General features: G+C 69.6%; 21 protein-coding genes. 12 read left to right on the forward strand and 9 right to left on the reverse strand.

The features are described from left to right. The first annotated feature begins 31 nt into the window (after positions 1-31). The 6 genes from QSK26_RS22285 to QSK26_RS22310 are packed head-to-tail and all read left to right on the forward strand — an operon-like array spanning position 32 to position 5,992. Complete coding sequence (locus QSK26_RS22285; protein WP_285777161.1) at positions 32-1,138, forward strand: nucleotide disphospho-sugar-binding domain-containing protein; 1,107 nt, start codon at positions 32-34, stop codon at positions 1,136-1,138. A gap of 54 nt (positions 1,139-1,192) precedes the next feature. Then, positions 1,193-2,314: a DegT/DnrJ/EryC1/StrS family aminotransferase gene (locus QSK26_RS22290; RefSeq protein WP_285777162.1), complete on the forward strand. Its 1,122-nt coding sequence runs from the start codon at positions 1,193-1,195 to the stop codon at positions 2,312-2,314. Positions 2,315-2,339: 25 nt separating this feature from the next. Beyond that, positions 2,340-3,587, forward strand: a complete 1,248-nt coding sequence (locus QSK26_RS22295; protein WP_285777163.1) for a class I SAM-dependent methyltransferase — start codon at positions 2,340-2,342, stop codon at positions 3,585-3,587. Between the two features lie 31 nt (positions 3,588-3,618). After that, positions 3,619-4,368: a class I SAM-dependent DNA methyltransferase gene (locus tag QSK26_RS22300; protein WP_285777164.1), complete on the forward strand. Its 750-nt coding sequence runs from the start codon at positions 3,619-3,621 to the stop codon at positions 4,366-4,368. After that, positions 4,365-4,994 (forward strand): dTDP-4-dehydrorhamnose 3,5-epimerase family protein, encoded by a 630-nt coding sequence (locus QSK26_RS22305; RefSeq protein ID WP_285777165.1) that lies wholly within the window; start codon positions 4,365-4,367, stop codon positions 4,992-4,994. Before QSK26_RS22300 ends, QSK26_RS22305 begins: the two co-directional genes overlap by 4 nt. Before the next feature lie 11 nt (positions 4,995-5,005). Further along, entirely contained in the window at positions 5,006-5,992 is a 987-nt protein-coding gene (locus tag QSK26_RS22310; protein ID WP_285777166.1) for an NAD-dependent epimerase/dehydratase family protein, read from the forward strand. 43 nt (positions 5,993-6,035) lie between these two features. Here the strand turns inward: QSK26_RS22310 and QSK26_RS22315 are convergent, their stop codons facing one another. Then, a complete protein-coding gene (locus QSK26_RS22315; RefSeq protein WP_285777167.1) occupies positions 6,036-7,250 on the reverse strand; it encodes a cytochrome P450 in 1,215 nt (404 codons plus the stop codon). Between the two features lie 361 nt (positions 7,251-7,611). Between QSK26_RS22315 and QSK26_RS22320 the strand changes: the two genes are divergently transcribed. The 3 genes from QSK26_RS22320 to QSK26_RS22330 all read left to right on the forward strand — a co-directional run bounded on the left by QSK26_RS22320 (position 7,612) and on the right by QSK26_RS22330 (position 11,205). Beyond that, positions 7,612-8,190, forward strand: coding sequence for an NADPH-dependent FMN reductase (locus QSK26_RS22320; RefSeq protein WP_285777168.1), 579 nt, complete (start codon positions 7,612-7,614; stop codon positions 8,188-8,190). Between the two features lie 72 nt (positions 8,191-8,262). Continuing rightward, entirely contained in the window at positions 8,263-9,873 is a 1,611-nt protein-coding gene (locus tag QSK26_RS22325; RefSeq protein ID WP_285777169.1) for an MFS transporter, read from the forward strand. Positions 9,874-10,155: 282 nt separating this feature from the next. Further along, complete coding sequence (locus QSK26_RS22330) at positions 10,156-11,205, forward strand: hypothetical protein (protein WP_285777170.1); 1,050 nt, start codon at positions 10,156-10,158, stop codon at positions 11,203-11,205. A 296-nt stretch (positions 11,206-11,501) separates the two neighbouring features. Here the strand turns inward: QSK26_RS22330 and QSK26_RS22335 are convergent, their stop codons facing one another. The 6 genes from QSK26_RS22335 to QSK26_RS22360 all read right to left on the reverse strand — a co-directional run bounded on the left by QSK26_RS22335 (position 11,502) and on the right by QSK26_RS22360 (position 18,943). Continuing rightward, positions 11,502-12,845 carry an FAD-dependent oxidoreductase gene (locus QSK26_RS22335; protein WP_285777171.1) on the reverse strand — a complete coding sequence of 448 codons (1,344 nt, stop codon included), beginning with the start codon at positions 12,843-12,845 and terminating at the stop codon, positions 11,502-11,504. Positions 12,846-12,929: 84 nt separating this feature from the next. Then, entirely contained in the window at positions 12,930-14,099 is a 1,170-nt protein-coding gene (locus QSK26_RS22340) for an acyltransferase family protein (RefSeq protein ID WP_285777352.1), read from the reverse strand. 260 nt (positions 14,100-14,359) lie between these two features. After that, entirely contained in the window at positions 14,360-15,556 is a 1,197-nt protein-coding gene (locus tag QSK26_RS22345; protein WP_285777172.1) for an acyltransferase family protein, read from the reverse strand. Between the two features lie 107 nt (positions 15,557-15,663). Continuing rightward, positions 15,664-17,262, reverse strand: coding sequence for a class I adenylate-forming enzyme family protein (locus QSK26_RS22350; RefSeq protein ID WP_285777173.1), 1,599 nt, complete (start codon positions 17,260-17,262; stop codon positions 15,664-15,666). Positions 17,263-17,302: 40 nt separating this feature from the next. After that, complete coding sequence (locus QSK26_RS22355) at positions 17,303-17,845, reverse strand: SRPBCC family protein (protein ID WP_285777174.1); 543 nt, start codon at positions 17,843-17,845, stop codon at positions 17,303-17,305. A 114-nt stretch (positions 17,846-17,959) separates the two neighbouring features. Then, positions 17,960-18,943: an NADPH:quinone reductase gene (locus QSK26_RS22360; RefSeq protein WP_285777175.1), complete on the reverse strand. Its 984-nt coding sequence runs from the start codon at positions 18,941-18,943 to the stop codon at positions 17,960-17,962. Positions 18,944-19,118: 175 nt separating this feature from the next. On the opposite strand from QSK26_RS22360, the gene QSK26_RS22365 reads away from it, so the two are divergent. Beyond that, positions 19,119-19,562 carry a nitroreductase/quinone reductase family protein gene (locus tag QSK26_RS22365; protein ID WP_285777176.1) on the forward strand — a complete coding sequence of 148 codons (444 nt, stop codon included), beginning with the start codon at positions 19,119-19,121 and terminating at the stop codon, positions 19,560-19,562. A 350-nt stretch (positions 19,563-19,912) separates the two neighbouring features. Further along, positions 19,913-20,704: a DUF3050 domain-containing protein gene (locus QSK26_RS22370; protein WP_285777177.1), complete on the forward strand. Its 792-nt coding sequence runs from the start codon at positions 19,913-19,915 to the stop codon at positions 20,702-20,704. Positions 20,705-21,044: 340 nt separating this feature from the next. Here the strand turns inward: QSK26_RS22370 and QSK26_RS22375 are convergent, their stop codons facing one another. Next, positions 21,045-21,842 carry a CPBP family intramembrane glutamic endopeptidase gene (locus QSK26_RS22375; protein ID WP_285777178.1) on the reverse strand — a complete coding sequence of 266 codons (798 nt, stop codon included), beginning with the start codon at positions 21,840-21,842 and terminating at the stop codon, positions 21,045-21,047. Positions 21,843-22,055: 213 nt separating this feature from the next. Further along, a complete protein-coding gene (locus QSK26_RS22380) occupies positions 22,056-22,739 on the reverse strand; it encodes a class I SAM-dependent methyltransferase (RefSeq protein WP_502888734.1) in 684 nt (227 codons plus the stop codon). Between the two features lie 227 nt (positions 22,740-22,966). Here QSK26_RS22380 and QSK26_RS22385 point away from each other — a divergent pair, with 227 nt between their 5' ends. After that, positions 22,967-23,140 carry a hypothetical protein gene (locus tag QSK26_RS22385; RefSeq protein WP_285777180.1) on the forward strand — a complete coding sequence of 58 codons (174 nt, stop codon included), beginning with the start codon at positions 22,967-22,969 and terminating at the stop codon, positions 23,138-23,140. Positions 23,141-23,275 lie beyond the last annotated feature (135 nt).

Raw genomic sequence — 23,275 nt, forward strand, 5'->3', positions numbered from 1 at the left:
GCGGCCACAGTTCCCGACCAGAGCAGGAGTCATGAAGGCGCTCTTCATCCCGGGAAACAGCCCGGCGACGATTTACACCCATGCCGCACTCGCCACGGCCGTGCGCAACGCCGGCCACAGCGTGTTCGTGGCCGGGATCAACTGGTTGCTGCCGGACATCGCCAGCGTGGGGTTGTCCGCGGTGCAGATCTCCCCGCTGTCCGAAGCGGATGTCTTCGCCTTCATGGCCCAGATGCCGGAGGACCCGGAGGAACTCGCCCGGGCGTCGGGCCGGGTCTACGCGGAGATCGCCGTCGAGGGCCTGCAGCCGCTGCTGGAGATGTCCGAGTACTGGCGTCCGGATGTGGTGGTCGGCGGCCCCATGTTCTACGGCGCCCCGCTGCTGGCCCACCACCTCTCGATCCCGTCCGTGCTGCTGGAGTGGGACCGGGGTGACGCGTCGATCTACGACCCGGGTGCGATGGAGGTGCTGCGGCCCGTGCTCGACGAGCTGGGCATCGACCGGCTGCCCGGCCCGGATCTGCGGATCGACATCTGCCCGCCGAGCCTGCGGCCATCGGACGCCCCGCCGGCGCAGCTGATGCGGTTCGTGCCGGTCAATCCGCAGCGCGCGCTGGAGCCGTGGATGTACGCCAAGGGCGACCGGCCGCGGGTGTGCATCACCGGCGGCAGCCGGGTGTTCCGGGGCGACGCGCTCCGGCGGCTCGCGGCCGGCATCGGCAAACTGGGCGTCGAGGTCATCATCGCCGCTCCGGAGCCGGTCGCCGCGCAACTGCGCGAGGAGCTGCCCGACGTGCGAGCCGGTTGGATACCGCTGGACGTGCTGGCCCCCACCTGCGACGCGATCGTGCACCACGGTGGCGGCGCCACGGACATGACCTCGCTGGCCTCCGGAGTGCCACAGCTGATCGCCATCCAGGACGTCTCCGTCGTGGAGATGCGGCGGCTCGCCGACGCCGGTGCCGCGATCATGCTCGGCCCGGACGAACAACAGTCGGAGAACATCGTCGCGGCGTGCGAAGAACTGCTCGCCAACCCCGACTACCGCGACCGGGCACGTGGGCTGGCGCAGGAGATCGCCACGCTGCCGCCGCCCGCCGAAGTCGTCGGTCTCCTCGAGAACCTGGCAACCGGCTGACCGAGCGCCGGTCAGGCGTGCGCACGGTTTGCGTGAACCTTGGAAGGTGTATCAGTGTCTACGCGCGTATGGGACTACCTGCCGGAGTACAAACGCGAACGCAAGGACATCCTCGAAGCCGTCGAGAGGGTCTTCGAATCCGGGCAGCTCGTCCTGGGTGAGAGCGTGCAGGGCTTTGAACGGGAGTTCGCGCTCTACCACGGCGTGCCACACTGCGTCGGCGTGGACAACGGGACCAACGCCGTCAAGCTCGGCCTGGAAGCACTGGGCGTCGGGCGGGGCGACGAAGTGATCACCGTTTCCAACACCGCGGCCCCGACCGTGGTCGCCATCGACGGCGCCGGGGCCACGCCGGTGTTCGTGGACGTGCGCGAACACGACTTCCTGATGGACACCACCCAGGTGGCGGCGGCCATCACACCGCGCACCAAGGCCCTGCTGCCAGTGCACCTCTACGGGCAGTGCGTCGACATGGCCCCGCTGCGGCGGCTCGCCCAGGAGCACGGGCTGAAGATCCTGGAAGACTGCGCGCAGGCGCACGGCGCCCGGCACAACGGCCGGCTCGCCGGCACCCTCGGCGACGCCGCCGCGTTCTCCTTCTACCCGACCAAGGTCCTCGGAGCCTACGGCGACGGCGGAGCGGTCATCACCTCCGACGACGCCACCGAGCGCAACCTGCGCCGCCTGCGCTACTACGGGATGGAGGAGGTGTACTACGTCGTCCAGACCCCCGGGCACAACAGCCGCCTGGACGAGCTGCACGCCGAGATCCTGCGGCGCAAGCTCACCCGGCTGGACGACTACGTCGCCGACCGCCAGGCGGTGGCCGAGCGCTACGCCGAGGGGCTGGCCGACCTCACCGGCCCCGCCGGGCTCGTCCTCCCGTCGGTGAACCCGGAGAACGACCACGTCTACTACGTGTACGTCATCCGCCACCCGCAGCGCGACCAGATCATCGAGCGCCTCAAGGCGTACGACATCGCGCTGAACATCAGCTACCCGTGGCCGGTGCACACCATGACCGGCTTCGCGCATCTCGGCTACGCCAAGGGCTCGCTGCCGGTGACCGAGCGGCTGGCCAAGGAGATCTTCTCCCTGCCCATGTACCCGTCGTTCCCGCGCGACCTCCAGGACAAGGTGATCGGCGCACTGCGCGACGTGCTGACCAGCCTCTGATCCCCCCTGTGAAAGGAGCACCACCATGACGGACCTGGCGAAGGCGGCACCGAGCGTGTCGGTGTGCCGGATCTGCGAGGGCGCCGTCCACGAGTTCCTCGACCTGGGACGCCAGCCGCTCTCCGACGCGTTCCCGCAGGCGGGCGAGACCGCCGGCGAGTTCTTCTACCGGCTCGCCGTGGGCGTCTGCGACGGCTGCACGATGGTCCAGTTGATGGAGGAGGTCCCGAGGGAGCGCATGTTCCACGAGGACTACCCCTACTACTCGTCCGGCTCCTCGGTGATGCGCGAACACTTCGCCCAGACCGCCCGGGACCTCATCAGGACCGAGCTCACCGGCGGCGACCCGTTCATCGTCGAGATCGGCTGCAACGACGGGATCATGCTGAACACCGTCCGGGATGCGGGCATCCGGCACCTGGGCTTCGAGCCCTCGGCGAGCGTGGCCAAGGTGGCGCAGGACAAGGGTGTCCGGGTGCGCACCGAGTTCTTCGAGGAGTCGACCGCGGTCGCCGTGCGCTCCACCGACGGTCCCGCCGACGTCATCTACTCGGCGAACACGTTCTGCCACATCCCCTATGTCGCGTCCGTACTGCGCGGCGCGGACGCGCTGCTCGGCCCCGACGGGGTGTTCGTCTTCGAGGATCCCTATCTGGGGGACATCGTGGCGAAGACCTCCTTCGACCAGATCTACGACGAGCATTTCTTCCTCTTCTCCGCGACCTCCGTGCAGGCGATGGCCAGGCGGTTCGGTTTCGAGCTGGTCGACGTGCGGCGGCTGCCGGTGCACGGCGGCGAGGTGCGTTACACGCTCGGCCGGCCCGGGATGCGCGAGCCGACCCCGGCCGTCGCCGCGTTGCTCGACGCCGAGCGCGCCGCCAGACTGGCCGACCCGGAGACGCTGCGAGGCTTCGCGGCCAGCGTCGCCCGGGTGCGTGACGACCTGGTCTCGCTGCTGAAGGAGATCAAGGCCAACGGGCAGAAGGTCGTCGCCTACGGCGCGACCGCCAAGAGCGCCACGGTCGCCAACTACTGCGGGATCGGACCGGACCTGGTGGCCTACGTGTGCGACACCACCCCGGCCAAGCAGCACCGGTTGACGCCGGGCATGCACATCCCGGTGAAGCCCGCCAACGCGTTCCAGGAGTCCTACCCGGACTACGCGCTGCTGTTCGCCTGGAACCACTCCCAGGAGATCATGACCAAGGAGCAGGGGTTCCGCGAGTCCGGCGGGCGCTGGATCCACTATGTGCCCGACGTGCACGTCACCTGAGAACCGTACGCCATGAGCAGGGGGTTCACCGATGAGCAAGCGCGAGCTCTCCGGCATCTACCACCGTGCCGACCTCTATGACGCGATCTACCGCGGGCGCGGCAAGGACTACCAGGCCGACTCGATGGCGATCGCGAAGCACATATCCGAGCGGAACGCCTCGGCGGCCTCCCTGCTGGACGTCGCCTGCGGTACCGGGTCGCACCTGAGACACTTCGCCGGGCTGTTCGCCCATGTGGAAGGGGTGGACCTGGCCCCGGACATGGTGCGGCTGGCCAGGGAGAACCTGCCCGGCGTCCCCGTGCACGAGGGGGACATGTCCGGGTTCTCGCTGGACGGCACGTTCGACGCGATCACCTGTCTGTTCAGTTCCGTCGGCTACCTGGGCGACGTGGCACGGCTCGACGCCACCCTGCGGTGTTTCGCCGAGCATCTCAACCCGGGCGGCGTCATCGTCCTTGAGCCGTGGTACTTCCCCGACAACGCCACCTCCGGCTCGGTGGTCGGCGACCTCGTCACCGTCGGCGAGCGGACGATCTCCCGGGTGTCCCATGCGGTGCGCCGGGAAGGGGCTCACCACATGGAGGTGCATTACCTCGTGGCCGACCGCGAGTCCGGGATACAGCACTTCTCCGACACCCACATCCTGTCGCTGTTCGACCGCCGGCAGTACGAGTCCGCCTTCGAGAAGGCCGGGTGCGCGGTGGAGTTCCTGGCACCCGGGGAGTCCGGCTCCGGCCCCGGTCTCTTCGTCGGCACCAAGCCGCGGAGCACGGGATGAGCACCGTACGGGCTCGCGAACTGGCGGTCGAGGGGGCGTTCGAGTTCACCCCGCGGGCGTTCCCCGACCACCGGGGGTTCTTCGTCTCGCCGTTCCAGGAGTCGGCGCTCGTCGCCGCGGCCGGGTTCCCGCTGTTCCCGGTCCGGCAGCTCAGCTACAGCCTCTCGCGCCGCGGCGTCATCCGCGGCGTGCACTACACGGCCACGCCTCCCGGCATGGCCAAGTACGTGCACTGCGCCAGGGGAAGGGTCCTGGACCTGGTGGTCGACGTCCGGGTGGGCTCGCCCACCTACGGCCGCTTCGACACGGTGCTGCTCGACCAGCGGGATTTCCGTTCGGTCTACTTCCCGGTGGGCGTCGGGCACATGTTCGTCGCACTGGAGGACGACTCCATCATGTCCTACGCCCTCGCCGGGGAGTACGCGCCGCGGCACGAGCGGGCGGTGTCGCCGTTCGATCCCCGGCTGGGACTGCCGATCCCGGACGACATCGTCCCCGTCCTGTCCGACCGGGACCGGCACGCCCCCACCCTGGAGGAGGCCGAGGCGAACGGCGAGCTGCCGCTCTACGCGAGGTGCCGCGAACTCGAAGCGGAGTTCGCGCGCACGCTCACGCCGAGCCCGTGACCGCCGAGCCCGTGACCACCCAGCCTGTGACCGCCGAGCCCGTGACCGCCGACCCCGTGACCGCCCAGCCCGTGACCGCCGGGCACGCCGTCGTGCTGGGCGGAACCGGCTGGGTCGGCAGGCACGTCTGCGCGGCGTTCGCCCGGCACGGGTACAAGGTCACCGTGGTGGCCCGCCATCGTGCCCCGCACCTGGCCGGCCACGCGTTCCAGCCGTGCGACCTCGCCACCGCCACTCCCGGGGCCATCGAGGAGCTGCTGCGTTCCGAACGCACCGACGTGGTGGTCAACGCCACCGATGCGGCGAACGCGGCCGACGGCTGGGACCGCACCGAGGCCGACCTGACCCTGATGAACGTGGACTCGGTCGAACGCCTGCTCACGGCGGTCGGCAGGCTGCCCTGGGAGCCGCGGCTGGTGCAGATCGGCACGGTCCACGAGTACGGCCCGGTCGTCGGCCTGATCGGGGAATCCGTCGAACCCCGGCCGGCCAACGCCTACGCCCGCACCAAACTCCAGGGTTCGGAGGCCGTGCTCGACGCGGCCCGAGCCGGCTCGGTGCGCGGCGTCGTGCTGCGCCTGGCCAACGTGTGCGGCCCGCATCCCTCCCCGGCGAGCTTCCCCGGCAAGCTGCTCGACTCCCTGCGCAGGGCCGCCGCGGGCGAGCACGTCTCCCTGACCGTCGCCGACGCCCACCGTGACTTCCTGGACGTGCGGGACGCCGCAGAGGCCGCGCTGCTGGCCGCGCGGGCCACCGTCACGGGCACGGCGATCAACCTCGGCAGCGGCGTCGCGGTCAGCATGCGTGAGCTGGTGACGCAGTTCCTGGCCGTCACGGGGCTGCCGGCGACCGCCGTCTCGGTGCGCGACGCCCCGGTGCCGAGCCTCGGCGGCGACTGGACCCAGGTCGATGTGGAGCCCGCGCGCCGCCTGCTGGGCTGGCGTCCCCGCACCGACCTCCGGCGATCATTGCAGGCGATGTGGGAGGCCCGGGGCTGACCCCCGCGCGTCGCGGAGAGCCGCGGCACGCGGGGGCCGGTCCTCAGGCGGCCTTGGCGGCGAACCGGATCGGCAGGCTGTTGATCCCGCTGAGGAAGACCGACTCGGCGATGCGCGGCTCACCGGCGAGCTCGATCTCGCCCACCCGGCCGAGGAACTCCGCGAAGAGCAGGCGCATCTCCATGCGGGTGAGGGGCGCGCCCAGGCAGTGGTGCGGGCCGCGACCGCCGAACGCGACGTGCTTGCCGGCTCCCTCGCGGGTGACGTCGAACCGCTCGGGGTCGGTGAAGACCTGCTCGTCCCGGTTGGCCGCCGCGTAGGACAGCATCAGCCGGTCACCCTTGCGGACCCGGACCCCGGACACCTCGGTGTCGGCCTGGGCGGTCCGCATGAAGTGCCGTGCGGGAGAGGTCCACCGGAGCATCTCCTCCACGGCGTTGGGGATCCGCTCGGGCTCACGGCGCAGCAGCTCCAGCTGCTCGGGGTGGCGGAGCAGCTCGAAGAGCCCGCCGTTCATGGCGAAGCTCGTCGTCTCGTAGCCGGCGTCGGCGATGAGCATGTAGTAGGTCGTCAGCTCGGGCTCTTCCAGCAGTTTCCCGTAGACGGTTCCGTTGGAGATCGCCGAGGCGAGGTCACCGGTCGGCGTCTTGCGCCGGGACGCGGTCACCTTGTCGAAGTACGCCAGGCACTCCAGCCAGTTCCGGTACGCCTCGTCCGGATCCTTGTCCCACACCATGATCTGGGTGAAGCGGTGCATCAGGTCGTAGTCCTGGTCCGGGAGTCCCAGGATCGACATGATCATCCTCAGCGGGTACCGTCCGGCCACCACGCGGGCGAAGTCGACCTCCGGGCCGCCGGCCAGCAGCTCGTCGACGCTCTCCCTGGCCAGCTCGGTCGCGTGCTGCTCCACCTGCTGCATGGTGCTGTACTTGAACCAGCCCTGGGCCAGCGCCCGGTACACCCGGTGGTCCTCGCCGTCACGGTGCGGCAGGGGCTTCAGGTCCTCCTGCGCCGTCTCGTCCGGCGGCTCCGCGTCCGCGAGGATCGGGCCCGGACGGTTGGTGAAGAGCTCGGGCTGGCGCTCGATCTCCATGATGTCGTGATACCGGGTGACCAGCCAGAACGGGAGGAAGCCCGATCCCTCCACCCACACGACCGGCTCGTTGCGGCGGTACTCGCCGAGCATCTCGAACATGGCCTCTGGCTGGGTCCAGGCGGACCTGTCCGCCAGAGCCCGGGGGGTCAACGTGATCGTCATTCCGCACCTCGCGTGTCGCCGGTTCGTACGGCCGGCCCAACCGGCCTGACGGTCCGTGGTCGGCCCGCCTGGCGGCGCAGATCGCCGGCCACCGCACGAGGCTCGTGCGTCCCGCGCGCATTCCGGCAGGCGGAAGGCGGCCGACTGGCGATCTGCCCACGATTGAACCCTGACAGCGAGCCCCTGCGGCGGGAACGGCTGAAGGTGGAGTTTGTCACATACGGCCGTACCGCCAACCGTGCCGCCGGCCGTCGCGCCATCCGCACCCGGCCCTAACTCGACCCGAACTCCGCCATAACAGCGTGCCCGCATTCTTGACACACCAGATCCTCAGGCGAGTCGTGCGGAGGGAGGGGGAGCGGTGTCCGAGGACCGGCTGAGAATCGCGATCATCATCGGCAGCATCCGCACCGGCCGGTTCGGCCCCACAGTGGCCAACTGGTTCGCCGCGCAGGCATGCCGGCACGGCGAGCTCGACGTCGACGTCATCGACCTGGCCCAGACCTGGCTGCCGGACATGATGACCGACGACGGGGACACCCCGCCGCCGGTGCGTGACCTGGCGCCGTGGCTGGCCGCGGCCGACGCGTTCGTGATCGTGACACCGGAGTACAACCACAGCTTCCCCGCGTCGCTGAAGAACGCCATCGACTGGTACGGCGACGTGTGGAAGGCCAAGCCGGTCGGTTTCGTGTGCTACGGCGGCCGTGCCGCCGGCCTGCGGGCCGTGGAAGCGCTGAAGCCGGTGTTCACCGAACTCCACGCGGTGAGCGTCCGGGAAACCGTCAGCTTCCACAACTATCCGCAGCAGTTCGACGCCAACGGCCAGCCCACCGACCCCGACGCTTGCAACGCAGCCGCCAAGAACCTGCTCGACCAGCTCATCTGGTGGGCCCTCGCGCTGCGGGAAGCTCGCGCCAAGCGTCCGTACGGCTCCTGAACGCCGGAGACCCGGCGCGTCATCACAGCCCGGTACCCCAGGGCGCCACGACCCACATCGAAAGGAATTCCCATGTCCTCCATCGCTCCACCGGAGTCCGAGGGGCGAGCCGGACCACGAGAGTGGATCGGTCTGGCCGTGCTGGCCCTGCCCACGATCCTCATCGCCCTCGACCTGACCGTGCTGTACATGGCCATCCCGCACCTGGGCGCGGATCTGAACTCCACCAACACCGAAGTGCTGTGGATCACCGACATCTACGGCTTCGTGATCGCGGGCTTCCTCATCACGATGGGCACCCTCGGGGACCGGATCGGCCGGCGGAAACTGCTGCTGGTCGGCGCGGTCGCGTTCGCGGCGGCCTCCGTGCTGGCCGCCTACTCCACCTCCTCCGAGATGCTGATCGCGGCCCGGGCCTTGCTGGGCCTCGCCGGAGCCACGCTGATGCCCTCCACCCTGGCGCTGATCAGCAACATGTTCAGGGACGCCAAGCAGCGCGCGATGGCCATCGGCATCTGGCTGACGTCCTTCTCGATCGGCGGCGTGGTCGGCCCGGCCATCGGCGGTGCCCTGCTGGAGTGGTTCTGGTGGGGTTCGGTGTTCCTGATGGGCGTGCCGGTGATGGTGCTGCTGCTGATCACCGGGCCCCTCCTGCTGCCGGAGTACCGCGACTCGTCGGCGGGACGGCTGGACCTGGCCAGCGTGGCGCTGTCGCTGGGCATGATCCTTCCCGTCATCTACGGCATCAAGGAGATCGCCAAGGACGGGGTGCAGCTCATCCCGATCCTCGCCATCGTGGTCGGCCTCGCCATCGGCGTGCTCTTCGTACGCCGCCAGCGCACGCTGGCCAGCCCGCTGTTCGACCTGCGGCTGTTCAAGAACCGCAGTTTCACCGGCGGCCTGGTGGCGATGTGGCTGGGCCAGCTCACGTTGTACGCCTTCGGGTTCTACTTCGCCCAGTTCCTGCAGTTGATCGAGGGGCTGTCGCCGTTGCAGGCCGGGGTGTGGTTCCTGCCGATGGGCCTCGCCACCATCGTCGGCGCCATGCTGGCGCCGATGCTCGCCGCGAAGTTCCCACCGGCCATGGTGATCGTGGCCGGCCTGCCGATAGCGGCGGCCGGGTACGCTGTGCTCGCGCTTCTCAACGTGGATTCCGGCCTGGCGTTCCTGATCTCCGCGAGCATCCTCATCTCGATCGGCATCAACCCGCTCCTGTCCCTCAGCGCCGGCATGATCGTCAGCTCCGCCCCGCCGGACAAGGCCGGATCGGCGTCCGCGGTGATGGAGACCTCCGGCGAGTTCGGCGCCGGCCTGGGCATCGCGATCTTCGGCACCATCGGCACGGCCATCTACAGCAACCAGATCGCCGAGTCGATGCCGGACGGCGTGCCCGCCGCGGTGGCCGAGACCGCCCGGGACAGCTTCGCCGGCGCCTTCGCGGCCGCGGGTGAGCTGTCCGCGGCGGTCGGCGACCAGCTCATCGCCGTCGGCCGCGTCGCGTTCCTGAACGGGATGAACGTCGTGCACGGCATCGCCGTCGTCGTGATGGTCATCATCGGCTGCCTCGTCATGGTCACGCTCCGGCACGTACCGCCGATCGGGTCGGAGGCCCCGGCGGAGGAGGCGGCGCCCAAGTCGGAGGAGCCCGACGCCCGCCCCGACACGGTCGGCACCACGAAATAGCCCCTGCGCGATGCGAAACCCCGGCCCCCGCGGGGCGCCGGAGAGCGGGAAAGGCTCATCGAGCGGTGGCCCCGTCCGCCCCACCGCGGCGGGCGGGGCCACCGCGTCGTGAGCACGGGAAAACGCAGCATTCATGGCAATGAATTGTCATCGGGCCGGTGATGGGGACACCCTCACCGGCCACCGAATACTGGACGTCAATGGACCCGCGTTTCTGCCGTATCCGGCGCAAGGGATGACAGAAACGGGGTTGCACGAAATTCGCCCCGAAGGAGCCGCATAATGCTGAGAAATTGGCGGAGCACGACCGCCATGGTGAGAATGCGGGCGCTGGCCGCCGTGACGACGGCCGCCGCCCTGGTGCTGAGCATGGCCGGCCCCGCCCAGGCCACGCCCGCCAGGGCCCCGGCGACCGGCGTCGCCCACGACATCGACGACTCGGGGGTCATCGTCGGCTACGTCGACGACGCCGCGGGTGAGCGGCGTGCGGTGCGCTGGAACCTCGACGGCACGGTCACCGAACTGCGCGCCCGGCCCGGCGCCACCACCAGCCGGGCCTACGGGATCAACGCGCGCGGCGTCATCGTCGGCGAATCCCAGGGGCTCCCGGTCCAGTGGAACACCAACGGCACGATCACCGAGCTGGCACATCCGCAGCCCGGCGTCTACGACCCGTACCGGATCAATGAGAACGGCTTCATCTCGGGCTGGTCCGGCGGGACGACGGCGCCGCGTCCGGTCAAGTGGAAGCCCGGCGGCAGGATCGCCGAGCTGCCGCTGCTCCCCGGCGGGCGCAACGGCCAGCCCTGGGGGATCAACGGGAGCGGCGTCATCGTCGGCGACTCCGAGATCCTCGACGGCGGCGAGTACGAGTGGCACGCGGTCCGGTGGAACACCGACGGCACGATCACGGACCTGGCCCCGGCCGGGGCCGTCGGAAGCACGGCGTACGACATCAACCCGAGCGGCGTCATCGTCGGCCCCTCCTGGACCGCCGATGGTACGTGGCGCGCGCTGCGGTGGAACGCCGACGGCACCACCACCGACCTGCCCGCGCTGCCCGGCGGCTCCACCCCCTACCCCATATCGATCAACGCGAGCGGTGTCATCGCCGGCTACTCCCTGAACTCCGCGGGCAAGTGGCGCGCGGTGCGCTGGACCCCCGACGGCAGGATCACCGCGCTGCCCGGACTGCCGGACAGCGCGGAGGACTTCGTCTGGGGCATCAACCGGAAGGGCGTCATCGTCGGCTACTCGGTGAACGCCGCGGGCGAGTCGCGCCCGGTGCGCTGGGGCCCCGACGGCAGGATCAGCCACCTGCCCGGCCTCTGACCTCCATGACCGACGCGTGGCCCGTCGCTTCCGGCGACGGGCCACACTCGTGCGCGCAGGCGGGTGCGCGCAGGCGGGTGCGCGTAGACGGGTGCACGTAGGCGGGACGACGCCGCACGACAGGGTCTCGCAGAAGCGGCGCCGTACGGTGGGGCCTCGCGGAGGCGGCGCCCCCTCGCGGAGGCGGCGCTCGCAGGGCGCGGGGCCGGGGCGTGGCCGGGGACGCGAGCGGGGCGCCCTCCCGGTGGTCTCGGGAGGGCGCCCCGTGTCGAACTCGGGCGCGTCGCGGCGGGAGCTCAGCCCGCGGCGGTCAGCGCGTGCGCGGCCCTGGTGCCGGAGAGCAACGCGGCCTCGGTGGTCGGCGAGTTGAAGTAGTCGCCGGCGAAGGCGACCGGCGGGCGCAGCCTGCCGATCACCTCGGCCGACTGGCGGTACCGGCCCGGCGCCGGGATCGGGAACCCGAAGGGACGCTCGGCGATCTGGAACGGCTCGGGGTCGGCGGGGAAGTCGCGCCACAGCGTGTTGAGCAGGGGCGTGACGGTCGCGAACTGCTCCTCCGGGGACGCGCCGAGCAGGCGCCGGGTGAGGGCCCTGCCCGGGTAGGCGAACACCAGCAGCTTGTCGACCGGCCGCCCCTGCTCGTCGCGTACCTTGCGGGGGTAGGTGATCATGTTCCGGATCGGCGGATCGGCGGAGCCGCCCGCCACGATGTGCGCCTCCGCCGGCAGGCTGCCGTGATCCACCAGGTAGGCGAACGAGATGGCGGGTTCGTACTCCTGCGTCTCCAGGAACGCGCGCGTCTCGCTGCCGACGACGTCGGCGGGCAGGGTCGCGGTGAGCTTGGCGGCGATCGGCGCCGGGGTGGCGACCACCACGTCGTCGAAGACCTCGCTGACCGGCTCGCCGACCGGCGTACGGGCGCTGACCTGGACCCCCGACCCGGTCAGTTGCAGGTCGGAGACCTCGTGCCCGAAGCGGGCGTCGGCCCCCTCGGCGAGGCGTTCCGCCAGGACCTGCATGCCGCCGCGGAACACGTAGAAGTCCGAGCCGCCGAGCCAGGCCAGCAGCGCCCGGCCGTGCACGTTGGAGACGTCCTCGCACCTGAAGTTCCAGAACCCCTCGACCTGCGGGCGCAGCAGGAAGTCGAAGCCGCGGGGGGACATGTACCGGTGCGCGAACTCGGCGATCGAGGTGCCGTCGTCGAACGGCGCCGCCTTCAACGGGTCGAACAGGTCCATCTGGTCACGCCGGAGGACCTCTCGTATCCCGGCCAGCGCGAAGGCGAACCTGTCCCGGAGCGAGGCGAGGGGGTATTTGAGGACGTTGATCGGGGAGTCCGATGAGAGCGGTACGGCGTCGCCGCCGTCGGAGATGTAGACGCTGCTGGAGATCTTCACGAGCTCGTCCTTGAGCCCGAACTCCTCGACCAGCTTCGACATCAGCGGGTAGAAGCTGACGTACATGAGGTTGATGCCGACAGTGGGCTCGATCTCCGGCCGGTGCCACGAGCGCGCCCGCCCGCCGAGTCCTTCTCCCACCTCGAAGATCACGACCTCACGGCCGCTCCTGACGAGTTCCCTGGCCGCCGCACATCCGGCCATCCCCCCACCGATAACTGCGGTCCTCGCAACGGACCCCATTGACGGTCACCTCCACCGGATTGGCACGAGATTACGAGAAGTCTGGATATTGGGTCGCTCGTCGCCTGAAAGCAGCACGAGCGGTTATTGCAGTGAACCGCCCTGCGGTTGCGGCACCGCGGGGTCCGTCACCGGCCGGGCGAGCGGGCCCGGCCGCTCGCGCTTCGTCGCGAACCTGCGCTGGATCGGCTTTTCGACGAGCTCGTAGAGCAGCCAGGACGCCACCACGGCCAGGGCGAGGCTGACCGCGAAGAACCCGACGGCGGACAGGCTCGTCGCCTGGAAGTCGAGGCCGATCACGTAGAAGACCAGGGTGATCGCGAACACGTGCAGGAGATAGAAGGCGTAGGAGATGTTGCCGAGCCAGACCATGGGCCGGGTGGCCAGCAGGGATCGGCGGCCACGGATGTCGACCGTCGCCGCCGCGGCGATCAGCAGGATGATCGGGATGATGGTCGCCGCCGCTATCGCGTACAGCGTGGGGACGTTCAGCATCACGACGTAGCCGGCGACGAAGACCAGCGCGGCCGCCCACAGCGGAAGGTTGATCCACTTTCCGGTCAGCAGGATCCTGGCCAGGAGGATGCCGATCACGAACTCGGCCATACGGGTGAGCGGGAACATGTAGACGAACCACATCTCCCAGTTGTTCAGTCCCCAGAACACGGGCTCACCGGCCGGAAGCAGTCTCGTCAGCTGCGGGAAGCAGAAGATCAGGACCACCATTCCGCCGACCCAGTACCACAGCCGCTCCGGACGGATCCGGTTCAGCAGCACGAGGAGGAACGGGAAGCAGAGATAGAACATCGCCTCGATGGACAGCGTCCAGCCCACCGTGTTGAACGCGGCGCTGATCCCCAGGTCGCTCGACCACGCCTGGAGCAGCAGCAACTGCGGCACGACCGCCGAAGCCTGTTCGCCCAGGCTCGGATAACCGACCGACGCGCCCATCCAGGCGATGAACAGCACCGCCACCCCGAAGGCGACGAGGTAGTTGGGGTAGATCTTGAAGAAGCGGCGCCGCCAGAACTTGGCCGCGGTGTCACTCGTGCGGACCGACCAGGTCAGCACGAAGCCGCTCAGCACGAAGAAGACGGAGACCCCCACCGACCCGGCCATGACGACCGTCGCGTTGATCGCCTCGCCCAGCCCGCCCGGGGGGACGCTGACCGGATCCTGTAACGCGTGGGTGAGAAAGACCATGAACGCCGCCACCCAGCGCAACCCGGTCAGCGAATTCAACTGCGCGGGCATGTTCGCCACGGAGGCCGATTGTTTTGACTGCACGGCGGACACGACCGCCCCCATTCCCCAGGTTCTCGCGACCACCATCCCGGTGGCCATCACTGTGTGCACGACTTCGTTGGCACGGAGCCTCGTGCGAAGGCCACGACGCGCCGGATTTCACGGATGCCGAGCCGGAACGTAACAGCGTCTCGCCGGCGGCGGCCAGCAATAAATTCCGAATTCGTCAAGTCGGCGGGCAGGTCCCCGACGCCTGCCCGCCGTGCGACTCAGGGGGAGACTTCCACCTTCCCCGGCCGGTGTTCCACCGACGGCCGGCGCTTCGTGGCGAACCTGCGCTGCATCGGCCGCTCGACGAGCCCGTAAAGCGCCCAGGACGCCAGGATGCTCATCGTGAGCGTGACGCCGACGAACCCGGCGGTGTGCAGGTACGTGCCCGCCTGGAAGTCGAGCCCGATGATGTAGAGGACGAAGATGATCGAGAACAGGTGCACCAGGTAGAAGGCGTAGGAGATGTTGCCGAGCCAGACCATGGGCCGGGTGGCCAGCGGGGACCGCCGGCGGCCACGGATGTCGGCCGTCGCCGCCGCCGGGATCAGCAGCACGATCGGGATGATGGTCGCCGCCACGATCGCGTACGACTTGGGCACGTTCAGCGTCACCACGTAGCCGGCGGCGAAGATGACGCCCGCCAGCCACAGCGGGACGTTGATCCAGCGTCCGGCCATGACGATCCTGGCCAGCAGGATGCCGATCACGAACTCGGGCAGGCGGGTGACCGGCAGCACGTAGACGAACCAGTACTCCCAGCTGCTCAGGCCGAGGTACGCGGCGTCGCCGCCGCCGTCCGAGAGGAGGTCCGCCACCTGGGGGACGCAGAAGACCACGAGCACCAGCCCGCCGACCCAGTACCACAGCCGGTCCACCCGGATCCTGGTCACCGCCGCGAGCAGCAGCGGAAAGCAGAGGTAGAAGACCGCCTCCACGGAGAGCGTCCAGCTCACCGTGTTGAACGCGAAGGCGGCCTGGAGATCGGGCAGCCACGCGTGCAGCAGCAGCACCTGCGGGATGAGACCGGGGAGCTGGTCACTCAGGGGGGCGAACCCCACCTGCTCCCCCATCCACAGGACGAACACCACCGCGATGAGAAAGGCGACGAAGTGGTTGGGGTAGATCTTGAAGAAGCGGCGCCGCCAGAACTTGGGCGCGGTGTCGTTCGCGCGTGAGGACCAGGTGAGCACGAAGCCGCTCAGCACGAAGAAGACGGAGACCCCGACATAGCCGGCCAGGGCCACCCCCGTGTTGATCGCCGTGCCGACCTCTCCTTGCGGGACGGCGTTCGGCAGGTAGAGCGCGTGCGACACGAAGACCATGAACGCCGCCACCCAGCGCAGACCGGTGAGTGAGTTCAGCTGCGCAGGCATCTTCGCCGTGGAACCCGGTTCTTCCTTTTGTTCGATGGCCATGATGACCTCTTTCTCAGGTCCCGCGAACCACCGCCCGCAGGCCCTGCAACGGCGTGACCGGACTCGTCGGCGAACGGAGTTCTCTCACGCGGTGGTGTTTCAGCGGATCACGCCGGCTCCGGCCGGGAGTCGCCGGTGTACGGCCTGGCACCGGAACGCAGCAGTTTCGCCAGTTCCAGTCGTTTGATCTTCGTGGTGGCGGTCTGCGGCAGGTCCTCCTGGCGCCACTGCACCGGGTCGGCCATCTCCGGCAGCCCCGCGACCGCGGCCCGCCACGCGGCCGGGTCGAGCGGCGCGTCGTCCCGGGTGCTCACCACCGGCTGGGGCAGGTCGTGCTCGTTCGGGACGAGGATCACCTCGATCAGCTCCGGCAACCGCGTGAGCAGCTTGTCCTCGATCTCCAGGGTGCTGTCGATCCCCGGGATCTCGTCCACCTCGCGGTCCAGCATGTGCAGGCAGCCCCACTTGGTGCGGTAGCCGACGTCGCCCATGCGCCACCACTCGCCCTTGGCCTGCTTCTCCCAGCGCTCGTGCTCGCCCAGGTAGGTCACGATCCGCCCGTTGCTGAGCACTTCGATGTACCCCGGCGAGGACTTGGTCGGCCGCTTGCCGTCACGGCTGACCACCCGGACATCCGTCATCCCGGGGAAGGGCCGCCCGACGCACCTGGCGTCGAACTCCGCGCCGCCCTTCTTGCTGTAGGTGCGCGCGGCGATCGGGCCCACCTCGCTCTGGCCGTACGCCTGGGCGAAACGCGGCGCCCGGCGCCGTGAGGCGCAGAGCATCCGGTGCACGGTCCGCGGGTGGATCGCGTCGAAGGTGGAGCTGAAGTACTTCACGTTGGCCAGCGGCGCGCGCGGATCGTCCGCGAGCACCTCCCACCGCAGGAACGCGTTGGGGTGCGCCTCGATGAAGCCGGGCGGGAACCGGGAGAACAGGTCGGCCGCGGCCTTCGGGTCGTCGTCCCGCATGACGATCATCGGGTGCCCCTGGAGGACCGAGATGGGCATGGCGGTGTACATCCGGGAGTGCACGAACGACACGTGGATGGCGATGGGCTCGCTCCTGCGGACCGCCGCGGCCACGATGGTCGCCTGCGGACGGTACCGCGCCTGCAACGTCCGCCCGGTGTGCACGGCGAGCTTGGGAATGCCGGTGGTGCCGGAGGTGTGGGTGATCAGGGTCGGATGGTCCGGGGGCATGTTCACCGGCGTGACCCGGTCGACGCCGGCGAGTTCGGCCAGCGGGGTGGCCTCGGGGTGGGCGCCGGAGGCGAGCAGCACGTGATCGGCGAGCTCGAACACCTTGTCCGTCAGCTCGGTCTCCAGCTTGACCTGGTCGGTGACCAGGTGCGGCCGGCCCATGCGACGCATGAGCTCGCGCACCGTGGCGCCGTCCAGCTTGGGGGACAGCAGCGCGGGAATCGCCCCGATCCGGGCCAGCGCGCAGGCCAGCAGGGAGATGTCGAAACCGTGCGACTTGTACACCACGACGCGTTCCCCGGGACGGACCCGGGCGGCCCAGAGCCGGGAGGCGAAGTCGTCCACCAGGTCCGCGAGTTCGGTCAGGACCAGTAAGCGCCCCCGCTCGGGAGCGATGTCGAGCTCGTGGTCGAGGATCACCGGGCTGGCCGGGTGCCGCGCCGCCGCCCGGTCGTACAGCGTGCCGAGCCGGATCCCACGGTTGTTTATTCGTTGCAGGAACATGCGACTGCCTTCCTTCCCAGCTGTTTCACCCGCACCGGGGTCACGACGTTTCGATGACGTCCTTGATCCGCTTCAACGTCTCGGAGAGATCGCCTTCCAGCTTCGCCGCCCACTCGGATACGAAGCGCTTTCTCGCCGCTTCGTCCATATCCGCAACGATCTTGTGAATGCCGGTGGTCGCCTTCCCCATCCGGAAGTGGTGCGTCAGCACGCTGCCGCCGTCCGCGGGCCTGATGTCGAATCCCCAGACACTCTCCTGGTCGGCCCCGGCGTAGGAGAGCATCATCCAGCGGAAGGTGCGGCCGGGCTCGGCTGCGACGATGCGGCATTCGGTGTGCCAGACGCCACGCACCAGCGGCGCCCAGGCGACGACCTCCGGACTCCGCAGGTTCTCGCCGCGGAACACGGATCCTTCGGCCGCCGGCTCACCGGAGATCCAGACGCCGCCCTGGCATTCCGGGCTCCATTCGCCGCTGCGTGGCAGGTCGCTGACCACCGCGTAGACGCCTTCGGGGGTCGCCGATACGGTTATGTCCGCACTTAGTTTGAAAAGCGGGGATGAGTCGATAATCGATGCGCCCATGACTCGCATCCTGGCGACGGCCTCCCCCGGCGGGCCAGGCACTTGGCCAGGGTTCGTCAAGTTCGGCGCCGGGCCCGGGGGACGGGTCGCCCTCCCGGCCCCCGGTTGCGGACCTCAGCCCAGATCGGTCCTGAGCACGATCTTCCCGCCGGCGCCCGTGCCTTCCTCGACCCTGCGGTGCGCCTCGGCCGCGGCGCTGAGCGGCAGCGTCTCGGCGATGCGCGGGCGCAGCCGGCCGGCCGCGAGCAGGCGGTTGACGGACAGCGCCGCCGCGGCCAGCTCGTCCACGGTGGCCTGGGAGATCGCGAAGCCGGCGATCGAGCAGTCCTTCAGGTACAGCGGGCCGACCGGGAGCACCGGGCGGGTGAGCATCCCGGCGAGCAGCACGATCCGCCCGCGCTTGGCGAGCAGCTCCACCGCACGGGTCAGATCGTTGCGCCCCGCGGTGTCCACGTAGAGATCCGCTCCTCGCGGGCAGCGGTCGCGCAGCAGCGCGGCGGCCTCCGGATCCCGGTAGTCGACGACCTCCGCCGCGCCCAGGCTCCGGCACAGCTCGGCGTCGCGGGCGCTCGCGCTGGCGACGACCCGCGCCCCGGCCTCGGCCGCCATCACCACGAGCGCGCTGCCGACGTTGCCCGCGGCGCCCTCGACCACGACGGTGTCTCCGGGGCGGACCCGGCCATGGACGAAAAGGGCCAGGTAGGCGGTGGCCGCCGGGTGCGCGACGGCGACCACGTCCTCGAACCCGACGCCGCCGGGCAGGTGGTACAGCCGTTCCGCCGGGACGGCCGCCTGCTCGGCCGCGGCCCCCTGACGACCGGCGTGGCCGAGGCTGTTGCACCACACCCGGTCCCCGGGGGCGAAGCCGACGACCGCGGAGCCGGCCGAGGCCACCGTCCCCGCCAGGTCCCGGCCGATCACGAACGGGAAGTCGAGCGGAGTACGCCAGGCCCCCGATCGCACGAAGGTGTCCACGTGGTTGACCGCGGTGGCGGTGACATCGACCAGCACGTCATGCGGACCAGGTCGCGGAGCGTCGAGTTCTCCGTACTTGATGACTTCCGGCGGGCCGAACTGCTCGATATAGGCGGCGTGCATGATCCCATTCTCTGGATGTTCCGCCTCCCTCGGGCGGCCCACCGGAAATGTTCGTCATGTAGCCGCGGGACCATACCCGGCATCGGACCGCGGCGGCTACCTGCGACGGCGTGAAGATCTCCACATTGTCGAGCGTGACGGCCCCAAGATCGACATATTCCCGTAAACTGCGCGGATGCTTCCTAACCTCGAAGGCGAGGCAGGTGTTCGCGCCGAGCAGCGCCTGCAGGACCAGTCGATCATCTGGCTGACGACGGTCAACTCCGACGGGCAACCCCAGACTTCGCCGGTGGGATACACGTGGGATGGGACCACACTTCTGATCATCAGCAATCCCGGCGCCCCTAAGATCCGCAACCTGCGCGGCAACCCCAAGGTCTCGCTGCACCTGGACCTCGACGGCGACGCGGAGCAGTTCAGCGTCCTCACCGTCGAGGGCGTCGCCGAGATGGACCACGCCGCGCCGGGCGAGCCGGCGCCGCTGACCGAGAGCGAGGTAGCCGCCTACCTGGAGAAACACCTGGAGTCGATGCGCTGGGCCGGCCTGACCCCTGAGCAGACCTTCGCCGACTTCTCCACTGTGATCCGGGTGAAGCCCACCCGGGCCCGCTCCTACTGACCCCCTTCCGCAGAGCCGGCGACCGGAACCGGCTCCGCCCTTCCGGTCGCCCAACCCTCACCCCGTACGGCTCACCGCGAACGTCGCGCCGCGCTGCCCGGCGCCCGGCCCGAAAGCGCCGGAGAGCAGCGGAAACAATGCTTCGCACAGTGTGGTTAATCGGAGTGTCAGCGCACTTCCACTAAATTCGCCGCACGCTCCGGCGGCGGAGTTCATTGTCTTCCTAAATGGCCGTCACCCCTGCTTTCTGCCAGGCGCCCCGCAAGCCTTGCCATCTCCCTGCTATTGCGGAGGGCGACCCCCGCTGACGAGACTTCGAGGAGTTACATCCCCCTAAAAAGGAGCGTCCAATGTCCCGCTACGATTGGGGCAAAGAAAACACGGCCATCGACGAACTGAAGCTCCGGATCGAGCCGGTCCGGGCCGAGGTGATCAAGCATCCGATCTACAGTCGGCTCAGGACGCTCGATGACGTCAACGTCTTCAACGAGCACCACGTGTTCGCGGTCTGGGACTTCATGTCCCTGCTCAAGCGCCTCCAGCAGCAGCTCACCTGCGTGGAGGTGCCCTGGGTGCCACGGGGTTCCAGCGAGAGCCGGCGACTGGTGAACGACATCGTCCTGGTCGAGGAGAGCGACGAACTCGGCGAGGGCTTCATCAGCCACTTCGAGCTCTACGTCGAGGGGATGCGCCAGGCCGGGGCCGACACGGCGACGGTGCAGACGTTCCTCGACCTGATCGGGTCGGGCACGCCCGTCCCGGCGGCGCTGACCGAGGCCGGCGTGCCCGCCGCGGCCGCCGCCTTCGTCGGGCACACCTGGGACATCATCGAGAACGCCCCGCTGCACTGCCAGGCCGCCGCCTTCGCCTTCGGCCGCGAGGACCTCATCCCGGAGATGTTCGACCAGGTCATCAAGATCGACGACCACGGCGGCAAGCTCGCCAAGTTCCGCGACTACCTCGCGCGGCACATCGAGGTGGACGGCGAGGAGCACACCCCCATGGCCATGGCCATGCTCGCCGACCTGTGCGGCACCGACCAGAGCAAGTGGGACGAGTGCGCCGACACGATCAACGCCGCCCTCCGGGCTCGCGTCAACCTGTGGGACGGGATCGTCGAGGCGGTCAACGCCCGGTCTTGAGGCCGGCCGAGGCCCTCTGAGCGTCTCCCCCTCCAGCGGCCCGGACGAGTCGAGCAGACCGGGGCCACGGGGACAAGACCGTCCGTTCAGCCGGACGCGTCACCGTTGCCCGTGACCCTGGCCCGCTTCCCCGGGAAAACAATTCCCCGGGAAAGCGACTCGCTCATCGTGCCTTTTTCACCGAAAGCTCGAACACATTCATCAGCATGGCCGCCGGCGGGCGCGCAGAAATGCTTCCGCGCATTCGGCCAGGCTTCCGGATATCAGCCGGCACAGCATTTGCCCCGGCTTTCGACCTCGTTGTCCCGGCGTTCGACATCGCCTTCGCCGAGAAACGTCCTCAACCGTTCCGCGCTTCCGTTCCGGTCCGGTTCCACAAGGCCGACCGGCGCGCCGTCGCCAGGATGAGGAGCCCGGTGAGGGCCAGCGTGGCGATCTGGATCGCGAGCTGCACGCCGTACACGACCCCTTCGGTGGCGAACAGGCGGAACGCGATGAGCGTCCCGGTGTGCACCCCGACCGCCATCCACACCGTGCCGGTTCGCGCCCGCGCCGCGCCGCAGGCGAAGCCCAGCGCCACCCCGGACACGACGTAGAGCACCCCCTCGACGACCTCCGACGCCTCGCTGCCGAAGGAGATGAGGTGGAGCGCGCCGAACGCCACCGTCGTGACCGGCAGGGCGAGCCGGGCGGGCAGCGTGCCGTACAGGTGGCCGCGGAAGAGCACCTCGTCGGGGAAGCCCACGCTGAGCACGACGATGGCGAGGGTCAGCGGGAAGTACCCCACCAGTTCCGACCTGGCCTCGGGCGGCACCCAGGAGGCCGCGCCGAACGCGACGGAGAGGGAGTTGGACGCGAGGATCGCCACCGTGCCCACGGCGACGCCCAGCAGCGCCTGCGGGAGCGCCGCCCAGGTGAGCGGCATGCTCATCCCCTGCCACGGCTGCCTGGTCACGAATCTTCGCCACCCGAACACCAGGGCGAGCGCGATGAGGGTGGTGGCGACGGAGGAGTAGAGGCCGGTCACGGGGTTCGCCGGGTCGCTCAGCGGAGCCGTCAGGTAGATGCCGCCGAACACCGCCGCGATGAGGAAGGCGATCGTGATCAGGGTCGCCCACAGGGGCTTGGTCGCTTTCATGCCCGCGCGGGGGATACGGGCGCGTGACCCGGCGCGGTTCGCGCGATGGCGCGTTCGTCCACGGAAAGTGTCATGTCAGGACCTCGGCAAAAGGGATCGGCGTCACACGACTCAACATCGGCGACTGACGTATGCGCCGCCAATTTAGCCGGACAAATCCGGATTAGCCGGTCTCCTCATCTCACTCTGTCAAGTCACCGCCCCTCGTCCGGCTCAAGGTGCGGGCGCCGGGATGCGGTAGACGGACACGTGGGAACGCGACTCGGCCGTGAAGTCGGCTCCGGTCCAGTCCGCGTGCCTGCTCTCCAGCTCGAACCCGGCCAGCTGCGCCATGAGGTCGAGCTCGGCCGGCCAGATGTAACGGTGCGGAGTGCGGAACAGCTCGGCCTGCCTGCTCTCGTCGAACCTGAAATGGTGTGACACGACGTGCTGCCGCAGGACGTCGTAGGTGTCCAGGCCGATGTAGCCGGGCTCGGAGTGCCACACCGTGGCCTGCTGCCCCGACGGGAGCCTGCGCAGCTCGGGCACCCAGAGCTCGATCACGAACCTGCCGCCGGGTGCGAGGTGACGGGCGGCGTTACGGAAGCACGCGACCTGTTCGGCCTGGGTGAGCAGGTTGGCAATCGTGTTGTAGACGAGGTAGACCAGCGTGTACTCGCCCGGGGCGACGGCCGACGCCATGTCGCCGACGACCACCGGGATCGTCGCCTCGTCCGCCTTCGCCCGCAGTTGGCCGATCATGGGCAGTGACAGCTCGATGCCGGTGACGGACACTCCGCGCGCGGCGAGCGGGACGGCCACCCGGCCGGTTCCGATGGCGAACTCCAGCGCCCGTCCTTCGCCCGCGAGCACGGCGAGGCGGTCCACCGTCGGCCCCAGCACCTCGGGCGCGAACATGCCGGTGCCCGGCGTGTCATAGCGCCGGGCGGTCTCGTCGTCCCACAGCTCTTCCTGTCGCACATCCCCACGATCGCCACGGGCATGGCACGTTGTCCAACGATTTTGCGACCCGCAGCACGCGGGCGCCGGGGGCGGGCGCTGGGGGGCGGGCGTGCTTCGCAGCCGCGGTGCCGGTCCGGGTATGCGGTTGCGGAAGGGGTCGCCGCTTTGTCAGGGTGTCCGCTATGTGGTCCGATCCGGTGCGCCACCATGATCGCGGGCGCTGGCTGGCCGAGTTCGCCGGTCGCCTGCTCGTGGCCGGGCGGTCGGCGCCCGCCGACAGGTCCGCCGTCGCGCACGGACGCGACGACCGCCCCCGGGCGCACAGCGGCATGTACTTCCGGGGCGGCCCGTACTGAATCGCGAGGAGGCTGTCCGTCACAGCGGACGCCAGGAGGGAAAGGGGTTCACCCGCTCCTTTCCACTCTCAACGTATAGCGCACCGGGGGGCTTGCGGCAAGACCCGGGTCGTCCCGCAGAATCGTCGGTCCAGG

The sequence above is a fragment of the Microtetraspora sp. NBRC 13810 genome, from assembly GCF_030268685.1.
Lineage (GTDB): Bacteria > Actinomycetota > Actinomycetes > Streptosporangiales > Streptosporangiaceae > BSRQ01.